This window comes from Sporosarcina sp. FSL K6-1540, assembly GCF_038620285.1.
Lineage (GTDB): Bacteria > Bacillota > Bacilli > Bacillales_A > Planococcaceae > Sporosarcina > Sporosarcina psychrophila.
On the sequence record NZ_CP152018.1, the window covers coordinates 829,813 to 855,185 of the forward strand.

Consider the following 25,373-nt stretch of genomic DNA (forward strand, 5'->3'; position numbering starts at 1 on the left):
CACCTCCCTACTTTCTATCTCTTGGGTCTAATGCATCTTGAATACCATCTCCAAAAACGTTAAATGCAAACATAGTAAGTGAAATTAGGAAACCTGGGAAGAAGAGTCTCCACCAATGACCACTTAAAATAACACCTAGCGCGTCATTCGCCATCGTCCCCCAACTCGCAAACGGCGCTTGAACTCCTAATCCTAAGAAGCTTAAAAATGATTCTGCAAAAATTGCTGTCGGAATAGTAAATGTTAAATTGACAATAATAATCCCCATCGTATTTGGCAATAGATGTCTTGAAATAATTTTCGTGTGAGATGTACCCAATTTTTCCGCAGCTTGGACATATTCCTGCGATTTCAATTGGAGGATTTGTCCCCTAATTATTCGGGCCATACCGACCCATCCCGTAACGGACAGGGCAATAATAATAGCTGTTATTCCTGGCTCCATGATAACCATTAATAAAATAACGATTAATAAATATGGAATTCCGTAAAGCACTTCAACAATTCTCATCAATATACCGTCAATGCGATCGCCTTTCTTTCCGCGACCAGCCATATACCCGGAAACGCCACCGACAATTACTCCTAATATCAGATCGATAAGGGCTGCTACAATACCGATTATTAGGGAAACCCTAGCTCCATACCAAGACCTTGCCCACATATCCCTGCCTAAATTATCCGTTCCGAACCAATGATCCGCTGAAGGAGGCATGTTCGTTTTTGTAAGACTTTGCTCAGAAGGAGAATACGGCACCATTGACGGTCCAAATAAAGCTAGGAATACAATAATTGCTAATAAAAAGAATCCTAATAATGCTAACTTGTTTTTCACGATACTTAGAAATGTATCCTTCCATATACTTAAACTAGGACGTTGAATATCATCAATTACCTTTTTACTAGGATCCACAGGAGTAAATAAGGCATTTTCAGCTTGTTTAATTACCACGTTATCCCTCCTTACTTGTAAGACTAATTCTAGGGTCAATAAGTCTGTATGAGATATCTATTAGGAAAAGTGTAACTACCAAAATAACACTGAAGAAGATCGTTGTTCCCATGATGACCGGATAATCCCGATTAAATATACTATCTACGAAATAACGGCCAATGCCAGGGATAGCAAAAATCTTTTCAATTACAAACGTTCCAGTAATCAGCGATGCGAATAAGGGACCAATAAAAGATACAACTGGCAGAATTGCATTACGAATGCCGTGTTTGATAACGATTCCGGCTGTACTTAACCCTTTTGCATCTGCAGTTTTAATATAATTCGCATTCATAACTTCAATCATACTCGACCTCATAAATCGGGCAACGACCGCAAGAGGCATGGAAGCTAATGCGATTGATGGTAGCACTGTATGTTTCCAAGTTCCCCAGGTCGCAACTGGAAATAGCTCCCACTCTACAGCAAAGAACTTTATCAACAACGGAGCTAAAATAAAACTTGGGATTGATATTCCAATAATTGCTACGATCATCGCAAAATAATCAATGAACCGATTATGATAGAGTGCTGCAATTATTCCGAGGAATAGCCCAAAAACAAGTGCGATGACGAGTGCCTGAGCTCCTAGTAATGCTGAAGGGGGAAACCCAGATAAAATGATGTCATTTACCGATCTTGTTCGGGATTGTATAGATGGGCCTAAATCCAGCGTAACTAAATCCTTTAGGTATAGCACATACTGTACCGGGATTGGTTTATCCAGATTATATTTTGCCCTCATGTTATTTAAAACTTCCTCTGGCAATACGTCAGCATCAGAAGCAAATGGATCACCCGGAATAAACTTCATCATCACAAATGTCAAAGTTGTAATAACCCATATCGTTAAAATCATTGTGAAAAACCGCTTCAATATATACATTCGAATTTCCCCCTCCGTTCACTTATACATCAATTATTCAGTTTACTTGATATGAACTTTTTGATACTTCTAATTGAATCATAGTGTTAAGTTCAGTAACTTCACTATGTTCATATAACGAAAGAATCAACTCCGTTATCTGCTCCTGATTTGCCGCTGCAACTTGAATTAGAAGAGGATAATCTCCCGTAGTAACTGTGATATATCTGATATGCTGGATCTCTTTTAAGTCTGCAATTACTTTATATAAGCCGTTTGCTTTAATTTTAAGTTGAATAATAGCCCCTTCCTTTAACCCAATTGTGATGGGGTTTATTTTACCTACAATTTCCAATATACCGCTATCAATTAAATTCATATATCTCATTCTGATTGTTTTTTCTGTTACCTCAAGGAGTTTCGACAAATCTCTAAATGACATGCGTCCATCTTTTGACAATAACTTAATAATATTTTTATCTAAATCATCTATACTACTTTTCACCATCCACCAACTTTCTGTATAAATTTTCAAATTTAATACCTATAAAAAGGACTATTATGCAAATAAGGACTCAAAACAATACAAAATTCTAAGTTTTGTATCGTAAAAAGATATGTTATAGGTTAGTATATATACAAACCTTTCAGAAATCAATAAATTTTCAAATTATTAAAGGAGGATATTAGATGTTAATTATAAAAAATGCTAAAATAGTCACTGTTTCATCTAAAACGATTGAAGAGGGCATGATGTTGATAAAAAACGGAAAATTTATATCCATTGGAAAAGTTTTGGAGATTCCTTTAGGAGCGGAAGTCATTGATGCACGAGGAAATATAGTGACCCCCGGTTTAATCGATGTACATACTCATTTAGGCGTAAATGAAGAAGGTGGAGGTCGCGATGGACACGATTTTAATGAGTTAAGTTCAGAAGTTACGCCAGAAGTGAGGGCTTTGGATGGAATACTTCCAAGTGATAAAGGATTTGAAGATGCAAGGAATTCGGGTGTCACTACCGTACAAATTATGCCAGGAAGCGCCAATATTATTGGCGGAGAAATGGTGGTATTAAAAACCATAGGCAATGTGGTCGATCAAATGGTTATTAGAAATCCATCCGGTTTAAAAGCAGCGACGGGTGAAAATCCGAAAAAATTCCATGGTGAAAAAGGGAGAGCCGGTTCCACCAGAATGGGAGTTGCGGGTCGCCTAAGAGAAAAACTAATTGAAGGCCTCAACTATATAAATAAATCTGAAAGTGATACTTTTGAAAGAAATCTTGGATTAGAAAATATAGCAAAAGTTTTGAGGAAAGAAATACCTTTAAGAGTCCATGCCCATCGTGCCGACGATATTGCAACAGCCCTACGAATTAAAAGAGAATTCAACATCGACATGACAATAGAACATTGTACAGAAGGACATAAAATTTCAAGTTTCATCGCGAAACACGATGTAATGGTTTCCGTAGGTCCAACAATGTCTACAAGGTCAAAACAAGAACTTAAAGATAAAGGTTGGAATACTTTAGTAGAACTTGTTAACGAAGGTGTCCAAATTTCAATAACTACAGACCATCCAGTAGTTAGTATTGAACATTTAAGAACGAGCGCAATTCTAGCTGTAAAGAACGGACTTTCAGAACAGATAGCACTCGAAGCGATTACGTTGAACTCTGCTAAACACATTGGAGTTGGTGATCGTGTAGGTTCAATCGAAGAAGGTAAAGATGCAGACTTCGTTATTTGGAACGGAGATCCCTTTGACTTGAGAACAAGTGTCCACTCAACATTTATAAATGGTAAATGCGTATTTTCCTCCTAACTATAAAAGTCGACCAGAGTTTAGATCCCTCTACTCTGGTCGACTTTTCAATGATTTCTCCATCTTTTGCTTAATTAATATGGTTCTTCACATAATCTTTAACCGTTGCTATAAATTTCTCATGCTCATCTTTCATTACTCCATGACTGCTTTCCTCAAAAATAACCAATTGACTGTTTGGTATCTGTTCATTCATAAAGATAGAACCCTCAACTGGTGTAATCCAATCATGTCTTCCGGCAATAATTAATGTGGGTACGTCTATAGATGGTAAAAAGTCTACTACATTATAGTCTCTTAAAAAACCACCAAATCCTTCATTTAATGCTTCATAAGAGCGATTAGATCTCTTACTTGCATTTTCTCTTGATAAGTTTTCCTCGACCGACTCTTTATGGCTATATGAATATAAGGGAGCCATAATTTCATAATACTGTTCTTGTTGCTCGCTAGATGTAAATGCACCATCCCATAGTACTTGTGCCATTTCTTTTTGTTTAGGCGTCCCTTTTTGATTCACAATTTCTTTTGCCTTGTCAGTAAAGGTACTACTCGGTGCCGTTACAACAAGCAATAATGACTTTACGTTTTCTTGATATTTTTTAGCGTATTCCAAAGCAACCATTCCCCCATAGGATTGGCCCAATAGAACAATTTCATCTAACCCTAAGTATTTTCTTAGTTCTTCTATATCTTCAACATTATTTTTCAATGTATATGTAGATTGTGAGCCTCTTTCAGATCTACCGCTTCCCCGATTATCGATATAAATGAGTTGCATTTCTTCCGTCAGAGGACTCAATGCTGGCTTAAAGACTGTATGGTCCCCCCCCGGGCCTCCGTGCAGTACAAAACAAACCGGTTTTCCCCTCATTATTGGCCCTTCAGGTACAAACCCAGCTCCTTCTACATCAAAAAACAGCTTAATTCCATTAACTTGTGCGTACATTTTAAAACCTCCATTGATAAGATACATTTAAACTTACTTCGCCATTTTGGATATCATACCCTTTTTCAAAAAAAAGTGCGTTATTTAACCATACCAGTTTAAGATTTACTGCAAATTCTTTTTGCGAATTATACCTCTTTGTAGTTAAAGAACACAAATTAGAAATACAAAAATTCATGTATCCAATAAAGATTGAATAGCTACTACTGCCCAAAGAAATTTATTTATTCAATAGCCCATGTAAAATTACACTGTCTTGAAGACTAACATTAGAGCCAATATAAAAGGTGTTCCTTCATCTGCACGAACACTTACATCAGAAGCAATATATACATTATCGTGCTTGCAAACATCACCGATGAGACTAGTAAACGGACTAATAAATGCCATGCATCATTTAATGTGAAAGAGAATGATTGAGATCATCTTTTAAACATAGTAATAGGTATGTAAGATTCACTAATGACATGTCGACAAACTTTATAATAAGAAAAAAACTTTGTCTAACACAAAAATGGCTACACGGAAAAGTCTGAATGCCTACGACTTTTCCATACAACCTTCTTTCTATTTTAACTCTTATAAAGTTGTAAATAAGCTATTGGCGTCACAATAATAAGTGTTAAAATGACCCTTATAACTCAATGTGTGACGAGCTGATGAATTGAAATTGGAATCTCCATCGATACAAAACAAGGGATGAATGCCGAGAAAAAATTATGCCCGATCCTGAGACAACAGCGACAACAAACTTCACGATGAGTACAGATTCCGTCACTAATAATGCCGGCAAGAACATTTCCGCAATGCCAAGTGCACTTGCCTTTGCAATGAGCATCTGTTCCGGTAGCTGTAAGGCTAATGTGCAGGGATAAAAGATATATCCGATCCAATCAAATATAGGCGTAAATTCAGCCAACACCAATCCCAGTAAGTCAATCGATAAAACGGACGGAAGAATAGCCATCGCTATCATCAGGCCATCCTTTACATTCACTCGGATATTCTCGAGTAAATCTGGCGAATCAGCCACTGTACCCTTCGCTTCACTCCACGCTGCCACAAAACGACTTCCAGTAATTTCAGCTTCCGGTTGCGGAGTTGCTCCCTCATAATACTCATCTTTGATTTTGGATAATGGCCGAATTCTCACGGTAATGGCTGTTACTGCAATTGTAACGACGAGCGTCACCCAAAAATAAGTATTCCACATTTCCATCAACCCTAATGTTTTAGCGACAATGACCATGAATGTCGCCGAAACGGTTGAGAAACCAGTCGCTATGATCGCCGCTTCCCTTGCCGATTATTTTCTTCTTTATAAATTCGGTTCGTGATTAGCAGCCCTAACGAATAACTTCCAACAAAGGATGCTACGGCATCCATCGAAGAACGACCCGTTGACTTCTAAATGGGACGCATAATCGGTTATGCCAATACACCGACAAACTTAAGGAGTCCGTATCCTACTAAAAGAGCGAGGAAACCTGCACTAATGGGAACGAGTAGTCCAACGGGAATGACGAGTTTATTGAATAGAAAAGGGCCAATGTTCGGATCAAATAACCATGCTGGACCAAACTGAAAGACAAGCATTATCCCGACGATTAACCCCATAATATTGAACAGCGAAAAGATAGTGTCAACATTCGATTTCTTCCATTTTTCCGATAAGAATGGGTAGTCGGCGCCAAATAACCCAGCCCTCTTTTGGCTAAGTTCACCGTTAAAGTAGATGATGAAGTTCGGTAGATCCTCGATCACCTGTTCCGCAGAATTAACTGGGTACGGATGTGGAAACTCTGCCAAGCGAAACGTTCCTGCGTGCAAAACATACATAAAAATTCATTAACGAACTGCCCTCTCGTACCGTCAACATTCATCCTGCACTACTTAAACTCCGTCTCCATTTTCGTCAAATTCTACGATGCGTAGGTGGTATGTGGTGGTAATAAACGAATGGGAGATCCATGTCCTTGACGCTTTCTACATAAGTCCAATTTCGAAGAAAGGAGCTAACAAAATGGAACATTGGATGAATTTTATACAAGAAATCGGTTTCCCTATATTCGTATCATTCTGTCTTTTGCACCAGATTGAGAACAAGCTTGTGGCGATCCATGATATGCTTCTTGAATTGAAAATCTGATTGTATCGTTCAATCTTGATACGCATGCCCATTAATTTCCGGATAAAAAAATCCCTTCCTAAATAAGTAGGAAGGGTATTCATAGTTGTATGAGTGGCAGTACTACTGACAGCCTACATCCGGACACTCCTCCACAAAGACGTCTGAATTCAATGGATGTTTCCCGCACATTACTAAAAGATCCTCGTGGAAATTAAAATTCTTCCCGAGGACCTCGTCATACTTATTCAGCGGATTATGATGTGGTGCTTGAAGGGTTTTACTTTCGAGAGAAAGCAAGTAGAACCGATTTTCTAACAGGCGCCTCATAGGGAGGCATCCCCTAGCGCCGAACGTAGTTGAGTGGATTCTTTATGTCAACATACATAGTAAAATAAAAATCAAGATTGTCAGACGGATACCTATAAACTTGATTTTATTTGTGTACTCTGAACCCTTTCATGCAGGTACCTAAAATTAAGCATCTGCGGCTAAACGTGTTGTATTTGTATTCCCAGAAAGCAAAACTATAATTAAACTCCAGAATTAATAATCTTCATTAGTCAACCTAACCGATATAAACACTTTCACATGTTCCAGCTACTGGTTCATAAAAACAATGTTCTTTAAACTGACCAGTAAAAGGTTGACCGTACCATGTTGGAGGGCATGGACCAGACGGATTAAAATACCAAAGGGCATATTTCCCTGGGTGGTCTCTCCAGTAATCCAATGTCTGTCTTGCTAATCTCTTTTCAACAGGTCTTGCTCTTTCATAAAATAAATTACCTTTTTGAACAGCCTCAAAAGAATAATTTCCTCCTTGCACATGAAAAATGACATCATCAATTGATCTTAAATCTGTAAAGTCCAAGCAATCTGCCACGAGACGATTAACAATTACATTGCCAACGTATAGCATTCCTTGTTTACCTTCACCTTCAGCTTCCGCTCTCATCATCCTTGCCAGTAAGTCGATGTCTGAATCTCGGTATTTCACTCTTGGCATTTTTTCACCCCAAAATATAGTATGAATAAAAGCATACAATGATGTCAGTGTTTATAAATTAAGAATGGCTAAATTGACCCAAATTATAAATATGTAATTTCAGTGAATTGCCGAAATAGTATCATGCACAGCATACCTAAAGTTAATAGCGAAAGGTTCATGGTTGATTTATGACAATTCAATAGTCAAAAAAACTCAAAAAAAAGGCAACCAAATGTTGTCGCGGTTGCCTTTCACTTTATACATGGGTGCCTAAATTTCCAAATAATTATCGAGAACCTTTTGTATATCCAATTCTTCAAAAGTGGAAATTTGCGGTTTAGCTAAAAGTAACAAATCATTTATTATTTCTTCGATCTTTTCGATCTCCAACATAACTACATCAAAGTTTTTAGTTGGTGCCTCCTGTTTGCCTAATTGCGTGTACCCTTTAATAGTTGTTAATGAATTTCGTATTTCATGGGCAATACTTGCCGCAAGTTGTCCAACAACATAATGTTGGTCTGTACTTTGTATCATATCTTTAATCTTTGTTCTCTCCGATAAATCCCTAATTTCCATGATGTTATTCATTTGTTTTCATCCCCTTTATAATGTTTATCACACATTTTAAAAAGGAGATTGTTGTGGCGGTTTCCCGGGAGGAGCATGTGCCCATTTAACCATTGCAACCTCATTCAAATGTATCCACGTTCCCCCGCCTGAAGATTTTAGCGTGAATACATCAACGATTCCATAAAAACTTAAATCACTTTGTCCGCCCATTTCTAAAGTTAAGGAGGCTGTAGGCGAAGGTGCTCCTATAATGATAGGTGGCGGTAGACTCCCCTCCTCTTGGCTTGATTTAGTTGAATGATTAGGATTATCAACATCTTTCTTTTCTAACACATCAGTTTTAGAATTAATAATTGGTTCAATCAAACCATTCCCCTGTTCATGCACTTTTACTTTCTTACCAATCGACTGCTCATTCACATAATTTCCCACTAAAATAGAATCTACTTCTAGGTAAACCTCGTCATTCATACTACTTTCACTCTTATTATCCAAGCCGATGTCACTATGTTTCTCTAGTTCACTAGTACCAACTTGTTTACTCAATACATCTGTCTCAATTTCAGGCGCTAAAGGCGTAATAGGTTCCGGTTTCGGCACTGGCCTAACATCATGACTACACTCTTTTAATTTAGTGAAGATATTTACATTCCCACTACTGATTTTTTTATCTTCCTCAAAGATTTCAAGAGGAAGTTCTATAACTTTAGGAACGGTATCCACTGTTTCAACAGGTTCAATAACCTCATCTTCAGAAACATCGATTGTAGATTTCAGAGTTTCATTAACAAATTCCCCTGTGGTTTCTACGATCGTTTGAACAGAAGAAGTTGTTTTCTCAACTGTTTCATTTATATCCTTAACGACCGGGGTGACGACAGGAACAGTTGGTAATCCATATACGACCGAATTCACTGTGTCATTCACCACATTTGTTACTTCAGAGGTTGTTTTCTCCACTGTATCGGTAACTGTCTTATTTAGTAAATCCCCTGTATTCTTAATTTCAGAAGTAACAGAATTAATTTCTGTTTTTTGCATACCATTCACTGTTTCTTGAAGAACTGTATCAATAGACTCCGTTTTATCTTTCAATACATTATCTACCTTCTTTACGTTGCCAAACAAAGTGATTCGTGATCTTCCAACATCTTCACTAATGGAAGCATTCGGATTTTCACCATGAACGATAGTAGGTTCGATTAGGAATAAACTGAAGCAAGTCACACATAAAAGGAATATCTTCTTCAATTGATTCACCTCCCACCTTGTTAATTATTAGAAGTATTATAACATTCACCCATTTTTAGTGCTAGGTATTAATTCATTTTGAATACGAAGGTGGGTTATCTCAATGATGGAAGTGAATATTATTGCGCGGTGTCCACTAGAGATGCGCAGCAGTAAATATATGTAAATTCACTTGGATAAACATACAAAAAAACCAAACAGTCGTAACTTGTCTGGTCTTCCTTCTATTACTATGCAATTGAAGTAAATTAGTAGAGTAGTTTTTACCTAAATTAAGACACCAGTTTTAAAAATAAGTCTGAAGTATTTTCAAAACTGGCAGCTTTCATATGTTATTTAAACAAGTCTGGATAAATTTCTTTTGCTAATAGTTCCATTCCATCGATCGTGTTATAACCATAGCCAAACATATAATTGTAATCCACTACATAAATCTGCTTATTTTTGATGGCCTTCATACTTGATAATTTCGGGTTTGCATAGATCCCTTCTTTCACTTTTTCAAGGTCTGCGTCATCCCATTCCGGTAAGATTAATACATCTGGATCAGCCTCAATAAGCGTTTCAATACTTACATCAGCAGTCTCCTTCTTGAATATGTTATCTAGCTTGACCATATTAAAGGCATCGTTGAAGAATGTTTCGTCGCCTGCTGGATAGACATAAATCTCATTTGGGTCATTTGTATGCAAATAAGCAAATGTTTTATGGTCTTGAATACTTTCTAATTTTGATGTAATCGATGTTTGTTTGTCTTTAAGCTCTTTTATAAAGCTGTCCGCTTTGTCTTGGACACTAAAAATGTTACCGATGTTTTCAATATCTTTATAAATAGAATCATATGTTCCGCCTGTAACAGATGACTCTATTACGTACGTTTTAATATCCATATCATTGAGTGTATCTACTGTACCTACACCCCAATCCGCATTATCAAATAAGCCGCCTCGACCAAAAACTAAATCTGGATTGGTTCCTAATGTCACCTCTTTGCCGACATATTCATCACTTAGAATAGTTAATTTCGAGTATTCTTCCTCTACTGATTTGTCAGGAGCTCCGAAGTTTGCCCCTACCCCAACGATTTTATCGCCTAAGCCTAAATGCAATAATAATTCCGCTGCTGGACGCGTATTAGCCATGATTCTTTCAGGTGCAGCATCAAATACTTGGTCTTTCTTATCCCAAGTTGTTCCGCCTTCCGCTTTCGTATAGTTTTGAATCGTTAACGGGTAATGCCCTTTCGCTTCGGCTTCCTTTGAAGTACTTTTACTCGAATCTCCACAAGCCGTTAATGTTAGAAGTGCTGCTAAACCGATACCAAGTAATAATTTTCTTTTCATGGTGCCCCTCCTATATGCCATATGCAAAACCTAATCCATTTGTAACAGGATTGGTATATGTTTGACATTTAATTTGATATAATGCTTCAACTGTAGTTGGCGTTAAAACCTCTTCTGGTGTTCCATGCGCATAGATTTCTCCATCTTTTATAGCATACAAGTAGTCGCAGTAATGTGCTGCCATTTCTAAATCATGGAGAGCTGCTAATACACCAATGTTCAAATTTTTAACACATGATAAAATTTCAAGCTGATAGCGTATATCTAAATGGTTTGTCGGTTCATCTAAAACCATGATTTTTGGCTGTTGCGCAATGGTTCTCGCTAAAATAACCCTTTGCTTTTCTCCACCAGACAACGATAAGAAACCACGCTGTTTGTAATCGAGTAAATTTGTGGTTTTCAAAGCTTCCTCCACAATCACATAGTCTTCTTGTTTGTCTGACTCCAACATTCTTTTATGTGGTGTTCTACCTAACATCACCATTTGCTGTACGGACAAATCAAAACTCATTTCATTAAATTGCCCCACTACACCTAATCGCTGTGAAATTTTTTTCTCTGAACTTTTCAGTACATCCACATCGTCTAAAAAAACCATTCCTTTTTGAGGAACAAGGCTCTTATAGATAGCCTTTAACAGCGTTGATTTTCCACAACCATTTGGCCCAATCAGCCCTACAAATTGTTGTTTTTTCACAAGGATTGAAATATTTTTCACAATCTCTTTTTTCCCGATAGTAATGTCTATTCCCTTTGCAATCAATTCCATTTTCTACCCTCCAAAGTTGTAGCCTCTTTTTACAATCATGTAGATAAATAATGGAGATCCAATAACAGAGGTAATGATTCCGATGGGCAATTCAACATTATGTATTAACGTTCTTGACAAAATATCGGCCCAAATCATGAAAAGTCCTCCTAAAAGCAGCGTTCCAAGCATTAAACGCTTATGATCTGCTCCGAAAATCCCCCTAGTGATATGCGGAATAATTAAACCAACAAAGCCAATCATCCCTGAATAGGCGACCATTGTTCCCGTAACAAGAGCAGTGATGATCATATAAAGTTTTCGGAATGCACTTAAGTTAATGCCTAGTGTAATAGCAGATTCGTCACCTAGAAGCATCGTGTTTAACACGCGATGTTGGAAAAGAAATAGGGCTGATCCAAGCAGAACAACAATGGCTAAAATCGGTGTTTTATCCCAACTTGCTGAAGCTAGACTTCCCATTGACCAAAAAGTAACGGTCTTAATCCCTTCTGCATTATTGGCAAAATAGATAATTAAGCTAGCGAAGGAGCTACACAATGCACCGATTACAACCCCTGATAAAACGAGTTTCACAGATGTTGCTTTACCGCCGATGCTCGATAAAATAAGAACTGCCATTGATGTTATCATCGCACCAACAAAGGCTCCGAATGCCACGCCAAACTGAGACAAAAATGCGCTACTTCCAAATCCAACGAGAATGGCAAAAGTTGCACCTAATGATGCGCCCGATGAAATACCAAGTATGTATGGGTCAGCAAGTGGATTTTGCACGACTGCTTGCATAACCGTTCCACATAAAGCAAGCCCTATGCCGATAAGCAGTGCGAAAATAACACGTGGCATCCTCACCTGTAAAATAATATTTAAATATGATTCACTTTGTACATGATCGAGTGATCCAAGCCTTCCATTTGTTAATGCATGCAATAATATGTCCATAGCCTGCGTGAAAGGAATATTAACTTGTCCAATTGATACTGAAAAGACAGCCGATAGCAAAATGATGCCTACGAGAAGAAAAATAAATACATAATAACTTTTGCCCATCCCTATCTTGCTTAGATCCTTTTTCTTCAATATTTCACCTCCGTTACAATCACCCGCTTAACTGATAACGATTATCATTATCAACTGCTTCTGTATTGTAGAACATATTCTGAAGAAAAACAACAACAATTTTATTGAATAACTTGTTAATCTGATTGTTTCATTGGAGACTCGCCTGTTGGTTGGAGGCTTTACTGGATTGGTTGGAGGCTCTTCGGGATTGGTTGGAGGCTTTTTGGGGTTGGTTGGACACTTCGATTGGTTTGTTGGAGGCTTTCCCGTTCGTTGGACACTTCCCGGGATTGGTTGGACACTTCGAATGGTTTGTTGGACACTTCCCCGTTCGTTGGAAACTTTCCTAAATTGGTTGGACGCTTTCCATGATTTGTTGATGGCCAAGTAGAAGGGGAACTGAGCATAGCTGCATTCCGTCAACTCAAGGCTCCGAATAAAAAATAAAAGAGGAATGCAACCATTTGTAGATATGGTTGCATTCCTCTTTTATTTTATGGAAATTTTGTGCCTGTGTTTCAAGAAAAAACAAGAAATCACTTAATACTACTGGATATAAACATTGAGGCATCTTGATTCATAAAAATACGATTTCCATGATGAAATGTCTTAATTTCAATTGATTTAAATCCAACTTCGGATAATCTATTTTTCAATTCTTCATGCGAAAAACCGTTATGAACTTTCGGATGATATATTTCATCGTTTTTGTCAAAATCAATAATAATTAGCTTGCCATCATTATTTAAAATGTTGAACAATCCTTGTAGAATTTTTTTAGTATCCGGAATATGAAGAAGGACTAGTGACATTAAAACGATGTCTGCCTTAAGTTCAGTAGTTTCTTGCGTGAAATCTGAATAAAGTACTTTTGAGTTGAGGATTCCTTTGTGAGAAATTTTAGCTTTCGCAACCTCCAACATTTGTTTTGATGAATCTACCAGCAAAATAGAATCTACTAAATCTGATAATTCTAAACTAACTAGACCAGTACCACTCCCATAGTCTATTAAAGATTTCGATTTACTATTTCGTAATTCTGGTCTTAATTCCTTAACTAGTATTTTAGCTAATTCAATTCTTTCCTCTGTGTCGTATCTTTTTGCCATCTGTTCAAAAACGTTATTTTCCATATTCCGCTCCCCTATTTAGTACATAATTTAAGCTACATATTCGTCATTATAACAAACATCAAAATCTAAAGGGACAATTCTCCCTTTCAATGCTCTGAATAATGTTGAAATAAATACCTAGTCCATGCCTTATATATTAGATTAAATAAATTCACTTCCCACTAACTAAAGAATCCTCTATTGTGAAAAACACTATATTCCATATCGTTTGAGGTTTTAGATTTTGGGGAATGCAATTGAATGTAGCGTTTTGATGGTTTGTGAAAAAATAGGGAGGAATTTATAATGGGCAAGAAAAAAGTAGCGGTCATTACAGGTTCAGGTCAAGGTATAGGGAAAGCGTTAGCTGAACGTTTAGCGAATGAAGAATTTTCAATTGTGTTAAGCGATGTTAACGAACAAACTCTAACTGAAACCGAAAAAGAATTTAAAAATAATGGATTTGAAGTTACATCGTTCGTTGGTAACGTAGCCAATCCCGACGATCAAGAAGCACTTGTTCAACATGCGGTTAATACGTTCGGCAGCGTTGATGTATTTATTAACAATGCAGGTTTAGAAGGACAAGTTGCACCACTTACACATGTTGATCCGAAAGCGGTAGATTTTACGCTTGAAGTTAACGTTAAAGGGACGATTTATGGCATTAAAGCGGCAGCAAATCAGATGAAGAAACAAGGGACTGGCGGTAAAATCATTAACGCTTGTTCGATTGCTGGTCAAGAAGGATTCGAAATGTTAGGTGTTTATTCGGCAAGTAAATTTGCGGTTAAAGGGTTGACCCAAGTTGCCGCAAAAGAACTTGCGAAAGATAAAATCACCGTCAATTCTTATTGCCCTGGGATTGTTGGAACAGGTATGTGGGACAGACTAGATGAAAAAATGATGGAACACATGGGGACGAAAAAAGGAGAAGCGTTTGCGAAATTCACTGAAGGAATTGCACTTGGTCGTTCACAAACTCCTGAAGATGTAGCTCATCTTGTATCCTTCTTGGCTTCACCAAACTCTGATTACATCACTGGGCAAAACATCTTATCAGATGGTGGTATGGTGTTCAATTAATTCACTATCTCAAGAGATATCCTATAAAAATGAAGATATCCCCATTTTTTAAAAGCCTAATTTCTCATTTAACATCGAGAAATTAGGTTTTTTTGATCCTCAAAATAGTGTAAGGTTTCCCCATATTTGTGTGGATGCCTGTGCACCAAAAAACCAATAGAAATTAGATTATCATGCACCTGAAACTTTCAGAACAGGTACCTGAAATTAATTTCAACATCTTACATGCTTGCGTTTAAAACCAAGCTTTCCTCTATCGACTTCTTTTTGAATGCTTTCGTAAGCATTTAGGAAACTGTTTTTTTTCTTGTCCCGCTTGATTTCTACTATTCCAATCGCCTTTGCGGTCTCGATTGCCTTTTCATGGAGCGGCAAATAGGAAATCCCCACGGTGTATATAAAATTATTCATTGCGGATTTCGTTCGTTCTGGTGAATCATGAATCGTATTTTTTACCATGTCAAGCATATCGGAAATTTTGGCTTCTGAAAATTCAACGTCCAGTCGGTTCCCTAACAGCCAGTAGTAACAACTCCAGCCCGCCGACATTCTCAGCTCTTCACCACTTGCGATCCATTTATCGGCAACTTCTTGTGCAATATCTGACTCTGATAAAGTTACAGCCACTACATAATCAGACAGCATATAAAAATACGCCGCATCGATCCAACGATCATAATCCGCTTCCGTCATAGCATTTGGTTCTGCAATAATACCTGCAAAGTACATTGCATCATAGTTCCCTGTGGCATACAGCTCTTCAGCTAAAGGTTGATTCATTTTAATTTTCTTTACAATTGGTTTCATAGCACCTGTAGCTGCGCCAAAAAGCGGCTCATGCGCACCATTGGACATGTACATTTTCTTCATTCGTTCCTTGCCAAGGGCTTCAAGCTCCTGCATAACCAACTCTACATTCATCATTTAACACTTCCTTCTTTCTGGAGTTTACCCATCACATATATCACCATTATCTTATAACCACCCGCAGTTTGACAGCAAAACACAAATCTATCATTCCCCTCAAATCGTTCAGCAATGTGTTTTGCAACATACTTTTCATCCTTATCGCCAGCTGTAGATTCCATACGCTTCATTCAATGGTACCGCATTAATTATACAAAGCTGCGCTGTCAGGGGGTGCAACATGCGCCATCGACTCAGCAACGATAATTTCTGCATCGTCAATTGCCACTTTTATATATGAGATTTTTTCGGGATGACTGTTACTAGAGGATATATTAAGCCAAACAAAATGAATTACTACAAAATGAAATATTCCACAGCTTGTCTGAATATAATTTAGTCGGGGGTGTTGTTTTGGATTATTTGAATCAAGTTAAACGTAGCAGTATTTGGCGCCTCCATCCGAATGGTAAACAGATAAATTCCAAATAGTTTTATACAATTTGTATGATAACTAGAACTAATTAATAATATGGTAGTTATATGATGGTTTGGAAAATAATGAAGAAAGGGGGAAACTAATTAATATAATCGAAATGCTGCAAATAACAAAAAATAAAATATACAGTTCAAAACGAGGGATAATAGGATGATTAGATATGGAGAATTAGACTCTTTAAGAGGAGTAGCAGCACTTATTGTACTAATTGGACATTATTTGATGATATTTCCTGCCTATGAGAGTTACAGGTATGAACTAAATAGTCCTTTCATAGTCTATTTGGTTAAGGAAACCCCTCTTCGCATGTTCTTCAGTAGCGGCAATGAATCTGTCATTTTATTTTTTGTATTGAGTGGCTTTGTTTTGTATGTATCAATAAATAATTCTAAGTTCCATTATCCCACATATATAATTAAACGAATTTGTAGAATTTATATACCGTATCTCGTAGCCATCATAATTGCTATTTCAGCTAAAATGCTTATAAGTCATAATAACCTACCATTTATTAGTAACTGGTTTAGTAAATCCTGGACAGTATCAGATTCGCCAGCCATATTAGTACGCCATCTTTTTTTTATCGGGCAGTACAATACAGACATCTATAACAACGTTATATGGTCTCTTGTTCATGAAATGAGAATCTCAATAGTATTTCCATTCTTAATACTCCCTTTTATCGGGAAAAATCTCAAAAAATCCTTAGTATATTTAATTGCATTATGTTTTTCTTCTATTTTGGGATTATATTTGCTTGGCTCAGGTGTAAAACTAACTAGTATTTTTTTAAGTTTTCACTACGTAACTATCTTTTTAATAGGCGCTTTACTAGCAAAATATCGCCATATACTCATTACGTTTACTTTGAAAATTAAAAAACCAATGAAATTTATACTTCTATCATTAGCGATTACTTGTTTTATGTATGAAGGATTGATTGGTGAAATAAATTTTTTAAATAACTATATATTTAGAAACTATGTAGTCTCTTTCGGCGTCTGTATCTTATTTATAATGAGTGTTTCTTCGGAAACTTTTGGTTCATTATTGAAGCATAGAATACTCATACTTCTCGGAAAAATTTCATATAGTCTTTATTTGTATCATCTAATCTCCTTATACTCATTCATCTATCTCTTTTATGATAAATTATCTATCACCGTAATTTTGATTCTTTCTTTTATATTTTCTTTCCTATTGTCTTCATTGTCTTATCTATTTGTAGAAAAACCATGCATAAACCTTGGGCGGTATTTAACTAAGAGAGCCAAGAAAGTGGATTTAGCAATACCAGCGGATCATCCACTAACAAGATAGATAAATGTGAAGGAGTGTAAATTCTCCTACTAACTCAAAAAAGAGGTAATAATGATGAATGAAAAAGTAGAGATAAAAGATTTAGTTCTTATTTTAAAGAAACGATTCTTAATCATAATACTTATTGCAATTTGTACAGCTGGTCTCATTATTGCTTCGACTCTATTTCTAATGAAACCTGCTTATCAATACTCTACTCAGGTTCTGGCAGGATCTTTAAGTATGGATAGTAAGGAAACCTCGATAAATAAAGTGCAAGAAAACAGACAGCTCGCACTTTCCTATATGGATGCTATTAAAAGCCCTCAAATCATGATGGGCGTGAAAAAAGAGTTAAAGCTAACTCGTTCAAATTATGAGTTACTAAAGCAAGTTTCCGTTACCAATAGAGATAGTTCACAAATCATTACTATTTCCGTCAAAGATTCTAACCCAGAGTTAGCTAAAGCCATTGCACTGTCTGTCGCAAATCAGTCCATAACTAAGTTTAAAGACTTTGCAAACGTAAACCAGATTACTATTCTAATCGATCCTAATGTCATTGAAGAATCTGAGCTTCTTTTTCCAAAACCTAAATTCATTATAGCCATTTCAATCGTGTTAGGTTTTTTTACCGGAATAGCATTGGCGCTTATTCGGGAACATTTTGATGATACAGCCTTTAGTGATCGTGAACTTGACCGACTTGGTCTTCCTTTGTTAGGCAGAGTGAACTTAAACACTCATAGAAATAAAAAAACACGCAAAACACGTTTTAACACCTTAAACTCAGCGAAACGCGGTGAATACTTTGACTATTAAATTTAAGAAGAAACATTCATTTAAGCCGAAGAATATCAAAATTAAAGAGCAGTTTTATACCATTTGTAACAATATTGAATCTAACCTTACCAAGGTCAATCCAACATTATTAATGGTCACTTCACTTACACAAACAAAAACCATAGTGAATGCTACAGCCTATTTAGCCCTTGCATTTTCGGAACAAGGAAAACGCGTGTTAGTAGTAGATGGTAATCTTCGTGAACCTTCGCTGCATAATCTGTTTATGATTGATAACTCATCTGGTCTAACATCCTTACTTTTAGGTGAACAGCTCCAGCATAGCGATAATACGATATTGATAACTGACTATCTATTCTGTTTACCAACAGGTGAAGTCCATTATGAGCCATCGACCTTGCTATCCAAAGAGACCCTTCCTATCCTCGCTAAGGTGTGGAAACAGCATTTTGATATCATCCTATTGCATACATCCAATAGTCAAAACACGCCTGATGCACAAATCGCGGCAAAATATTGTGATGGTATTGTTTTAGTGATTAAAGAAGGTAAAGACAAGTTAGAAAAGATTGTAAGTGTAAAAAAACAATTTGAACGTGCAAAATATGGAATAACCGGTACGGTACTAATTAATTAAAAAGGAAGCGAACCATTGAGTTCAAAGTTTAAGGTTAATATACAAGAAGAATTACTAACAAGACCACAATCGATCTCAGCCTATTACGCTTTTAAACGTTCTATGGATGTTATCACATCATTATTTTTGTTACTTCTCCTATCCCCCATTTTGGCTATATTTTGTATTCTAATCCCTATTTTCTCAACCGGTAATCCCTTCTTTTTTCAACAACGCCTGGGTCAAAACGGAAAAACATTTACAGTAGTAAAATTACGATCTATGTGTTTAGATGCCGAAAAAAATGGCCCTCAGTGGGCAAATAAAGAAGATCCTAGAGTTACAAAAGTCGGCGTTTTTATACGAAGAACCCGCATTGACGAAATACCTCAACTTCTTATGGTTTTAAAAGGGGATATGTCACTGATTGGTCCTAGACCGGAAAGAGAATATTTTTATAAAAAAATTGATAAGTTCCTCCCTACCTTTAAAAACCGCTTACTTGAAAAACCTGGATTAACCGGGTGGGCACAAGTGAATGGCGGATACGATTTAACCCCTGAAGAGAAGTTGACTCTCGATTTATATTATAGTCAGCATAAATCATTTGCTATGGATATCAAGATTTTGTTACTAACATTGTTAATTGTTTTTACTGGAAATGGTGCTAGATAGAAGACGAAATGGAGGATTTGGAAAATGCCGAGAGTACTTGTAACGGGTGGCTTTGGATTTATCGGATCACATATTGTAGATACATTAATTCATAATAATTATGAAGTAGCCGTTTATGATAACCTATCCACTGGATCTATTAAGAATGTCCATTCAGAAGCCGGAGTTTTTATAGGGAATATTGAAGATAAGGGGTCGCTAGAAAAGGCATTAGTGACGTTCAAGCCCGACTATGTGATTCACCAAGCCGCGCAGGTTAGTATACAAAACTCCATTTCGGATATTTCGAATGATGCACTAATCAACATCATGGGTACAATAAACCTCATCCAACTTTCCCAGAAGTATGCCGTAAAAAAGATCGTATTTGCCTCTTCTGCCGCTGTATATGGACATTCTAATGTGCTGCCTATTCCAGTCTCACACCCTATTCAACCCTTATCTCCTTATGGTGTTTCAAAAAAAACAGCTGAAGATTATTTAATACTCGCAAAGGAATTATTCAATTTAGACTATGTAATACTTCGCTATAGTAATGTGTACGGGCCACGGCAAACAGCAGGTGGTGAAGGCGGGGTCATTTCAATTTTCACTAATCAAGTAATAAACAAGCAGCAGCCCATTATTTATGGCGACGGTTTACAAACTAGAGACTTTATCTATGTAGAGGATGTTGCAAGTGCCAATCTTCAAGCCATTAGATTACAAGGAAGTGGCATCTTCAATATTTCAATAACAACTAGTTCAAATATCAATCAACTATACGCCATTATTCAATCGTTAAGTCAAAATGATATCTATCCTATTTACAAAACACCTAAAAGTGGAGATATCAAAGAAAGCTTGCTTTGTAATAAAGAGAGTATCCAAAAGTTAGATTGGAAACCTGTATATTCGCTACCAGAAGGTCTTGCGAATACATACGAATATTATCTTAAGCAAAATCAGCCTACTAGTGCCTCGTTTGAAGAACCTTCAACAACAATGCAATCTACGAATGTATTGCTTCAAATCGAGTGAAAAACAAGTGAATAAGAAAAATTCGATAATTAGAAATATAATTCATTTATTCTACAGTACAATTCTAGCCAATATCTTAAATGCTACCACGCTCATACTATTGGCCAATTTTTTCAACTCTAAGAACTATGGAATATTTAGTGTGGCTCTTGCGCTTGCTATGATCATGAACTTTTTTACAGACCTTGGAGTAAGTAACACGTTCCTTCGAGAAGGATCGAAGAAGGAAAGCCTAAGCAATACATTTTCTTCCTATATAAAGATCCGGGTTGTCTGTTTACTTTTAGCAATTATTGTTTTTTCGGTTGGTATTCATACCTTTTATCAAGAACTACAGATTCTTTATATGATGTATAGCTTACTGATTCCCATGGTTATTGGCCTAATGATGCAAGGTATAGGAATCACTTATTTTCAATTAACTGAAAGAATGCAGTTCATCGCATCCATTAAAATCTTTTCGGCGATTGTATTAATCGTTTCAATCACTTTGTGCATGGCCTTAAAAGTAGATGTCCGTTTGACAGCCTTTTTATACGGTTTCTCTTATTTTATAGCCGGCCTTTACAGCCTGTATTTACTTCAAAAAAATGTAAAAGTAAAATGGAAGTCTCCTTTTCAAAACCAGTTGGTAGCTAATCTTAGTCCGTTCTTAATAAGTGGTTTATTTATTATGTTGACTCCCCAATTAGGTCCATTAGTTTTAGAAAAGACACTCCCCCTAACGCTTGTAGGTCTCTTTGCGGTAGCTTACCGGATTCCTTCTGCTTTATACCAAGTACCAGGGGTTATTGCAGGTGCATTTTTCCCTTTGCTATTTAAGACTTATAATCAAGGAAAGCTAGAAGAACATACACGTTTAACTATTTTGCAAATGAAGATTATGTCCTATATTGGGATATGTATGACCACATCCTTATTCTATTTGGCTGGATTCTTAGTCACTATTTTGTTCGGAGATGAATGGGCTTCTGCTGTTCAACCCTTAAAAATATTGTCCTTCATTATCGTCTTACAAGGATTTAACATTGCCATCGCAGACGGCCTTACGACTCGGGGATTGCAGAACCGTCGTACTATTGTACAGTTTATCACCATTACTATCGGTGTTATGTCCCTCTATTATCTGAGCGCTTCCTATGCAGTAGTCGGTGCAGCCTTTGCAGTTTTAGCCATGGAAATTGTATCATTTGCTGGGTATATCCTGACACATCCAACAAGAAATATGATTCTAACCAAGGTTATACTTCCATATGGCTCATACTTTTCTATAAGTTTTATCCTTTTACACTATTTATTATCCAAGTACCCTTTTATGGCTATATTAACTACTTTCATCTCTGTGTCTGCGATGATTTATCTATTTGATAAGTCGACTCGAGCTTTAATCAAGGGCTTTATAAAAAAGAAAAAGCAACAGGAAATATCCCATGTAACAAACGGGAGACAACGAGAGGATGAAAATAATGCACATTAACAAAAACACCTCTACCTGGCCAGTCTTCCTTTTGTTACTTTTTATTACACTCGGTAAATATAATTTGTCTATCGGTTTTTCATTGAAAATATATATGGTTTTTCTGGTCTTTTTCCTGTGCATTTATTTCAGATTTTTTCACTTTAGTCCCCTCTATCATTATGAAGTTTTACTGTTGTTATTTTATTTTATCTATTGCCTAAGTGGTGCTTTTTCACAGTATCCAGAAGAAAGCATTCGGGTCATTCTAGGCGTAATTCTCATCCTTGGCTGTTATTTCATCATGAGATTTATCCTGGAACAAACCTCGATTCCTATAATTGAAACTTCTATTGCCACTGTTGGCATTGTTTTTAACGCCATTAGCCTGTTATTGTACTTAATTGGGTTGCAGGTGACAGGAGGATCACCAAAAGGTATTGAGATTATTTCTTATGGATTATTAGTAGACCGAGATTATCCAAGACTTATTGGATTACTTGACGATCCAAATATTTTCATTTTTTTCAATACATTGTTCTTCTCTTATTATCTAACGCATTTAAAGGGATTCAAACACTCAATCGGGTTTACCTTATGTGTAATTACTTCCCTTCTTACTTTTTCAAGAGGTGGGATTGTCGCTCTCATACTAGTTGTCATTTTGTATATGATTTTAGTGAATTTTTCTAAAAAGATAAAAATGATGACCGTTTCTTTGTTAGGCCTAGCGTTTCTCTATGCTGCAGGGTCATTCATTCAAGTAGATTTTAATCAGATTTTCACCAGTCGCATCACTGATTTTTCTACTGACGGAGGAAGTGGCCGATTTGAATTATGGAGTCAAGCCTTAAACTATTTTATGGCACATCCTCTTTTTGGAATTGGTGCTTTCAACTTTTCTGATTACTACGCATTTGATCATAATGTGAAACTATATGTTCATAATACGTATCTAGAGATCTTGGTGGAATCAGGAATTATTGGATTTCTTTTTTACTGTTCTTTTCTGGTGATGCTAGTTATCGCCTTCTTTAGGACTAAGCTACATAAACAAAGCCCCTACATCGTACTTACACTCTTCGCTTTTTCACTACAGATGGTGTCCCTGTCCCTCATAATTAATGAAGCATTTTTTATTTTTCTAGCACTGGCTTTCAAATATATTTCTGTATTTGATAAAAAAGGAGCTGAATTTTATGATGAACGCCCAAGAGGATAATATTCCGTTGGTCTCCATTATTACTCCCTCTTATAACAGCTTGACATTTATAAGAGAGACCATTGAATCCGTTCAGGCCCAATCATATCCCCATTGGGAAATGATCATTGTTGACGATAAGTCGAAGGATGACTCAATCCATGTAATTAAACAATATGTAAAAAACGATCAACGGATTAAACTAATTTCCTTAACCCAAAATAGTGGTGCAGCTAGGGCTAGAAATGCAGCCATTAAAATGGCCACAGGAAATTATTTAGCGTTTCTTGATAGCGATGATCTATGGTTACCTACTAAATTAGAAGAACAAGTTGCTTTTATGCAAAAGGGGAATCTTACTTTTTCCTTTACTTCCTATTCGTTGATTAATGAAGATGGTAATCATATGGATATAGAAGTAAAAGCACCAAAAGTAGTGGATTATAAGTATCTGATTGGAAATACAATTATTGGCTGCCTAACTGTAATGTTAGATAGACAACAAATTAAACAGATAGAAATGCCAGATATTCAGCCTGAGGATACTGCCTTATGGTTGTTGTTACTTCGGCAAGGGCATAAAGCATATGGCTTACAAAAGGTTTTATCAAGATATCGTATTGTTTGTAACTCCGCCTCAAGGAATAAATTCAAAGCTGCCTATCGATATTGGAAACTCTTACGAAGCCAAGAAAAGTTAAACCTTGTAAAATCCAACTTTTACTTTGGTAAGTATGCCTATCATGCATACAATAAAAACAAAGTGTCTTTACCAAATGGGGGTAAATAAAGAATGTACACTGTTCTACTACTAACTGATAAACTCATAACAGGTGGTGCCGAGATGTATTTTTGTAAATTGGAAAACCACCTCAAGGATGAAAACATGACGTTTTACTCAGCAGCCGCAGCTGGAGAGATGTACAATCAAATTCATAATAAAAGTAACTTTATTCCTTTAAGCTTAAAAAATCACCTCGGTAATCTAAAGACACTGAGAAAACAAGTAATTCAAAAGGCCATTGATGTCATTCATGCAAATAGTTTAAGAATGTTGCTCTATTCCATCGCAATAAAGAAAATTACCAACAGAGAAATCAAGTTGGTCTATACCAAACATAATGTTACAATGCTTGAAAAAAAGATTCCCTTCCTTTTTAAAAAAGTGTTGAATCGGCATGTTGATCAAATTATCTCGGTTAGCAATTTTGAAACGGAGAACTTACAACAACTTGGAGTAAGGAAAGAACTTATTCGGACCATTTATAATGGAGTCGATTTGGATCAATTTCCTTTTCAACCACAGCAAGCTCAGAAAACATTCAATATCGGAATCTTAGCTCGTTTATCAAAAGAAAAAAACCATAAACTATTCTTAACTATTGCCAATGAATTAAGGAATATGGACCACTTTACGTTTCACATTGCGGGTGATGGACCTGAGAGGGAATTTGTCGAAAAAGAGATAAAAAAGCTAAAGTTAAGCCATAAAATAAATGTTTTAGGTCAGGCTTCCAATCCATATGAATTTATTTGCAATATGGACTTGCTACTCCTAACATCCTTCAGAGAAGTTTTTCCAATGGTTGTCCTTGAAGCAATGGCTACAGGAACGCCGATCGTGTCTATAGATGTTGGTGGCATTAAAGAAGCAATTATAGATCATGAAACAGGGATTCTCATTTCACATCATTCAGAAAAAGAATTTGCAGAAAAAATCATGATGCTCCACGATAATGAGGATTTAAGACAAGACTTGGGAAGCACAGCAAGACAAAAAGTAGAAGAATCTTTTTCTCTTTCTACTATGATTCATTCTACGTTGAAAACCTATCAAATTTAAAAAACAAACGATACATTCGTTTGTTTTTTTATACCTATGCATCTTTTTTTAAAAAGCATATTCTATAACACCCCACTAGAAAAGGAGTGTTTTAA

25 protein-coding genes and 1 pseudogene are annotated in these 25,373 nt (G+C 36.4%); 12 read left to right on the top strand and 14 right to left on the bottom strand.

Annotation, left to right across the window (positions count from 1 at the left end; genetic code table 11):
* Window positions 1–7 precede the first annotated feature (7 nt).
* The 3 genes from MKY15_RS03685 to MKY15_RS03695 are packed head-to-tail and all read right to left on the bottom strand — an operon-like array spanning window position 8 to window position 2,367.
* On the bottom strand, window positions 8–952 hold the full coding sequence (locus MKY15_RS03685) for an ABC transporter permease (RefSeq protein ID WP_340792148.1): 945 nt from the start codon (window positions 950–952) through the stop codon (window positions 8–10).
* A 1-nt stretch (window position 953) separates the two neighbouring features.
* A complete protein-coding gene (locus MKY15_RS03690) occupies window positions 954–1,880 on the bottom strand; it encodes an ABC transporter permease (RefSeq protein WP_342539012.1) in 927 nt (308 codons plus the stop codon).
* Between the two features lie 37 nt (window positions 1,881–1,917).
* Complete coding sequence (locus MKY15_RS03695) at window positions 1,918–2,367, bottom strand: AsnC family transcriptional regulator (RefSeq protein WP_342539013.1); 450 nt, start codon at window positions 2,365–2,367, stop codon at window positions 1,918–1,920.
* Window positions 2,368–2,549: 182 nt separating this feature from the next.
* Here MKY15_RS03695 and MKY15_RS03700 point away from each other — a divergent pair, with 182 nt between their 5' ends.
* Entirely contained in the window at window positions 2,550–3,689 is a 1,140-nt protein-coding gene (locus tag MKY15_RS03700) for an amidohydrolase (RefSeq protein ID WP_342539014.1), read from the top strand.
* A gap of 70 nt (window positions 3,690–3,759) precedes the next feature.
* On the opposite strand, the gene MKY15_RS03705 is transcribed toward MKY15_RS03700, so the two are convergent.
* Window positions 3,760–4,638: an alpha/beta fold hydrolase gene (locus tag MKY15_RS03705; RefSeq protein ID WP_342539015.1), complete on the bottom strand. Its 879-nt coding sequence runs from the start codon at window positions 4,636–4,638 to the stop codon at window positions 3,760–3,762.
* A gap of 641 nt (window positions 4,639–5,279) precedes the next feature.
* Window positions 5,280–6,378: pseudogene (locus MKY15_RS03710) on the bottom strand (YjiH family protein).
* A 283-nt stretch (window positions 6,379–6,661) separates the two neighbouring features.
* Between MKY15_RS03710 and MKY15_RS03715 the strand changes: the two are divergent.
* Entirely contained in the window at window positions 6,662–6,787 is a 126-nt protein-coding gene (locus MKY15_RS03715) for a YvrJ family protein (protein ID WP_342539016.1), read from the top strand.
* 547 nt (window positions 6,788–7,334) lie between these two features.
* Here MKY15_RS03715 and MKY15_RS03720 read toward each other — a convergent pair.
* The 7 genes from MKY15_RS03720 to MKY15_RS03750 form a co-directional block, all read right to left on the bottom strand.
* Window positions 7,335–7,775: a cell wall hydrolase gene (locus MKY15_RS03720; protein WP_067212729.1), complete on the bottom strand. Its 441-nt coding sequence runs from the start codon at window positions 7,773–7,775 to the stop codon at window positions 7,335–7,337.
* Between the two features lie 252 nt (window positions 7,776–8,027).
* Window positions 8,028–8,348: a histidine kinase dimerization/phospho-acceptor domain-containing protein gene (locus MKY15_RS03725; RefSeq protein WP_342539017.1), complete on the bottom strand. Its 321-nt coding sequence runs from the start codon at window positions 8,346–8,348 to the stop codon at window positions 8,028–8,030.
* Between the two features lie 36 nt (window positions 8,349–8,384).
* Window positions 8,385–9,581, bottom strand: a complete 1,197-nt coding sequence (locus tag MKY15_RS03730; RefSeq protein WP_342539018.1) for a hypothetical protein — start codon at window positions 9,579–9,581, stop codon at window positions 8,385–8,387.
* Between the two features lie 332 nt (window positions 9,582–9,913).
* The gene (locus tag MKY15_RS03735) at window positions 9,914–10,924 is read right to left on the bottom strand and encodes an ABC transporter substrate-binding protein (protein ID WP_342539019.1); all 1,011 of its coding nucleotides are present in this window, start codon (window positions 10,922–10,924) and stop codon (window positions 9,914–9,916) included.
* Window positions 10,925–10,934: 10 nt separating this feature from the next.
* Entirely contained in the window at window positions 10,935–11,696 is a 762-nt protein-coding gene (locus MKY15_RS03740) for an ABC transporter ATP-binding protein (protein ID WP_067212740.1), read from the bottom strand.
* A 3-nt stretch (window positions 11,697–11,699) separates the two neighbouring features.
* Window positions 11,700–12,779: an iron ABC transporter permease gene (locus MKY15_RS03745; protein ID WP_222617992.1), complete on the bottom strand. Its 1,080-nt coding sequence runs from the start codon at window positions 12,777–12,779 to the stop codon at window positions 11,700–11,702.
* A 518-nt stretch (window positions 12,780–13,297) separates the two neighbouring features.
* A complete protein-coding gene (locus tag MKY15_RS03750) occupies window positions 13,298–13,894 on the bottom strand; it encodes a class I SAM-dependent methyltransferase (protein WP_342539020.1) in 597 nt (198 codons plus the stop codon).
* A 285-nt stretch (window positions 13,895–14,179) separates the two neighbouring features.
* Here MKY15_RS03750 and MKY15_RS03755 point away from each other — a divergent pair, with 285 nt between their 5' ends.
* On the top strand, window positions 14,180–14,959 hold the full coding sequence (locus MKY15_RS03755) for an acetoin reductase (RefSeq protein WP_342539021.1): 780 nt from the start codon (window positions 14,180–14,182) through the stop codon (window positions 14,957–14,959).
* Between the two features lie 213 nt (window positions 14,960–15,172).
* Here the strand turns inward: MKY15_RS03755 and MKY15_RS03760 are convergent, their stop codons facing one another.
* Both MKY15_RS03760 and MKY15_RS03765 read right to left on the bottom strand, forming a co-directional pair.
* Window positions 15,173–15,880 (bottom strand): DNA alkylation repair protein, encoded by a 708-nt coding sequence (locus MKY15_RS03760; protein WP_342539703.1) that lies wholly within the window; start codon window positions 15,878–15,880, stop codon window positions 15,173–15,175.
* The gene (locus MKY15_RS03765) at window positions 15,880–16,056 is read right to left on the bottom strand and encodes a hypothetical protein (protein ID WP_342539022.1); all 177 of its coding nucleotides are present in this window, start codon (window positions 16,054–16,056) and stop codon (window positions 15,880–15,882) included. The genes MKY15_RS03760 and MKY15_RS03765 overlap by 1 nt, the downstream gene beginning before the upstream one ends.
* Window positions 16,057–16,586: 530 nt before the next feature.
* Here MKY15_RS03765 and MKY15_RS03770 point away from each other — a divergent pair.
* The 9 genes from MKY15_RS03770 (at window position 16,587) to MKY15_RS03810 (ending at window position 25,278) form a co-directional block, all read left to right on the top strand.
* A complete protein-coding gene (locus MKY15_RS03770; RefSeq protein WP_342539704.1) occupies window positions 16,587–17,684 on the top strand; it encodes an acyltransferase in 1,098 nt (365 codons plus the stop codon).
* 54 nt (window positions 17,685–17,738) lie between these two features.
* Window positions 17,739–18,485 (top strand): Wzz/FepE/Etk N-terminal domain-containing protein, encoded by a 747-nt coding sequence (locus MKY15_RS03775; RefSeq protein WP_342539023.1) that lies wholly within the window; start codon window positions 17,739–17,741, stop codon window positions 18,483–18,485.
* Entirely contained in the window at window positions 18,466–19,104 is a 639-nt protein-coding gene (locus tag MKY15_RS03780) for a CpsD/CapB family tyrosine-protein kinase (RefSeq protein WP_342539024.1), read from the top strand. The genes MKY15_RS03775 and MKY15_RS03780 overlap by 20 nt, the downstream gene beginning before the upstream one ends.
* A 102-nt stretch (window positions 19,105–19,206) precedes the next feature.
* Window positions 19,207–19,758: a sugar transferase gene (locus MKY15_RS03785; protein WP_187047985.1), complete on the top strand. Its 552-nt coding sequence runs from the start codon at window positions 19,207–19,209 to the stop codon at window positions 19,756–19,758.
* Between the two features lie 24 nt (window positions 19,759–19,782).
* The gene (locus MKY15_RS03790) at window positions 19,783–20,778 is read left to right on the top strand and encodes an NAD-dependent epimerase/dehydratase family protein (protein ID WP_187045768.1); all 996 of its coding nucleotides are present in this window, start codon (window positions 19,783–19,785) and stop codon (window positions 20,776–20,778) included.
* Between the two features lie 7 nt (window positions 20,779–20,785).
* Window positions 20,786–22,255 carry an oligosaccharide flippase family protein gene (locus tag MKY15_RS03795; protein WP_342539025.1) on the top strand — a complete coding sequence of 490 codons (1,470 nt, stop codon included), beginning with the start codon at window positions 20,786–20,788 and terminating at the stop codon, window positions 22,253–22,255.
* Complete coding sequence (locus tag MKY15_RS03800; RefSeq protein ID WP_342539026.1) at window positions 22,236–23,456, top strand: O-antigen ligase family protein; 1,221 nt, start codon at window positions 22,236–22,238, stop codon at window positions 23,454–23,456. The genes MKY15_RS03795 and MKY15_RS03800 overlap by 20 nt, the downstream gene beginning before the upstream one ends.
* Window positions 23,434–24,225 (top strand): glycosyltransferase family 2 protein, encoded by a 792-nt coding sequence (locus MKY15_RS03805; protein WP_342539027.1) that lies wholly within the window; start codon window positions 23,434–23,436, stop codon window positions 24,223–24,225. Before MKY15_RS03800 ends, MKY15_RS03805 begins: the two co-directional genes overlap by 23 nt.
* Before the next feature lie 3 nt (window positions 24,226–24,228).
* A complete protein-coding gene (locus MKY15_RS03810) occupies window positions 24,229–25,278 on the top strand; it encodes a glycosyltransferase family 4 protein (RefSeq protein ID WP_342539028.1) in 1,050 nt (349 codons plus the stop codon).
* Window positions 25,279–25,373: the final 95 nt, after the last annotated feature.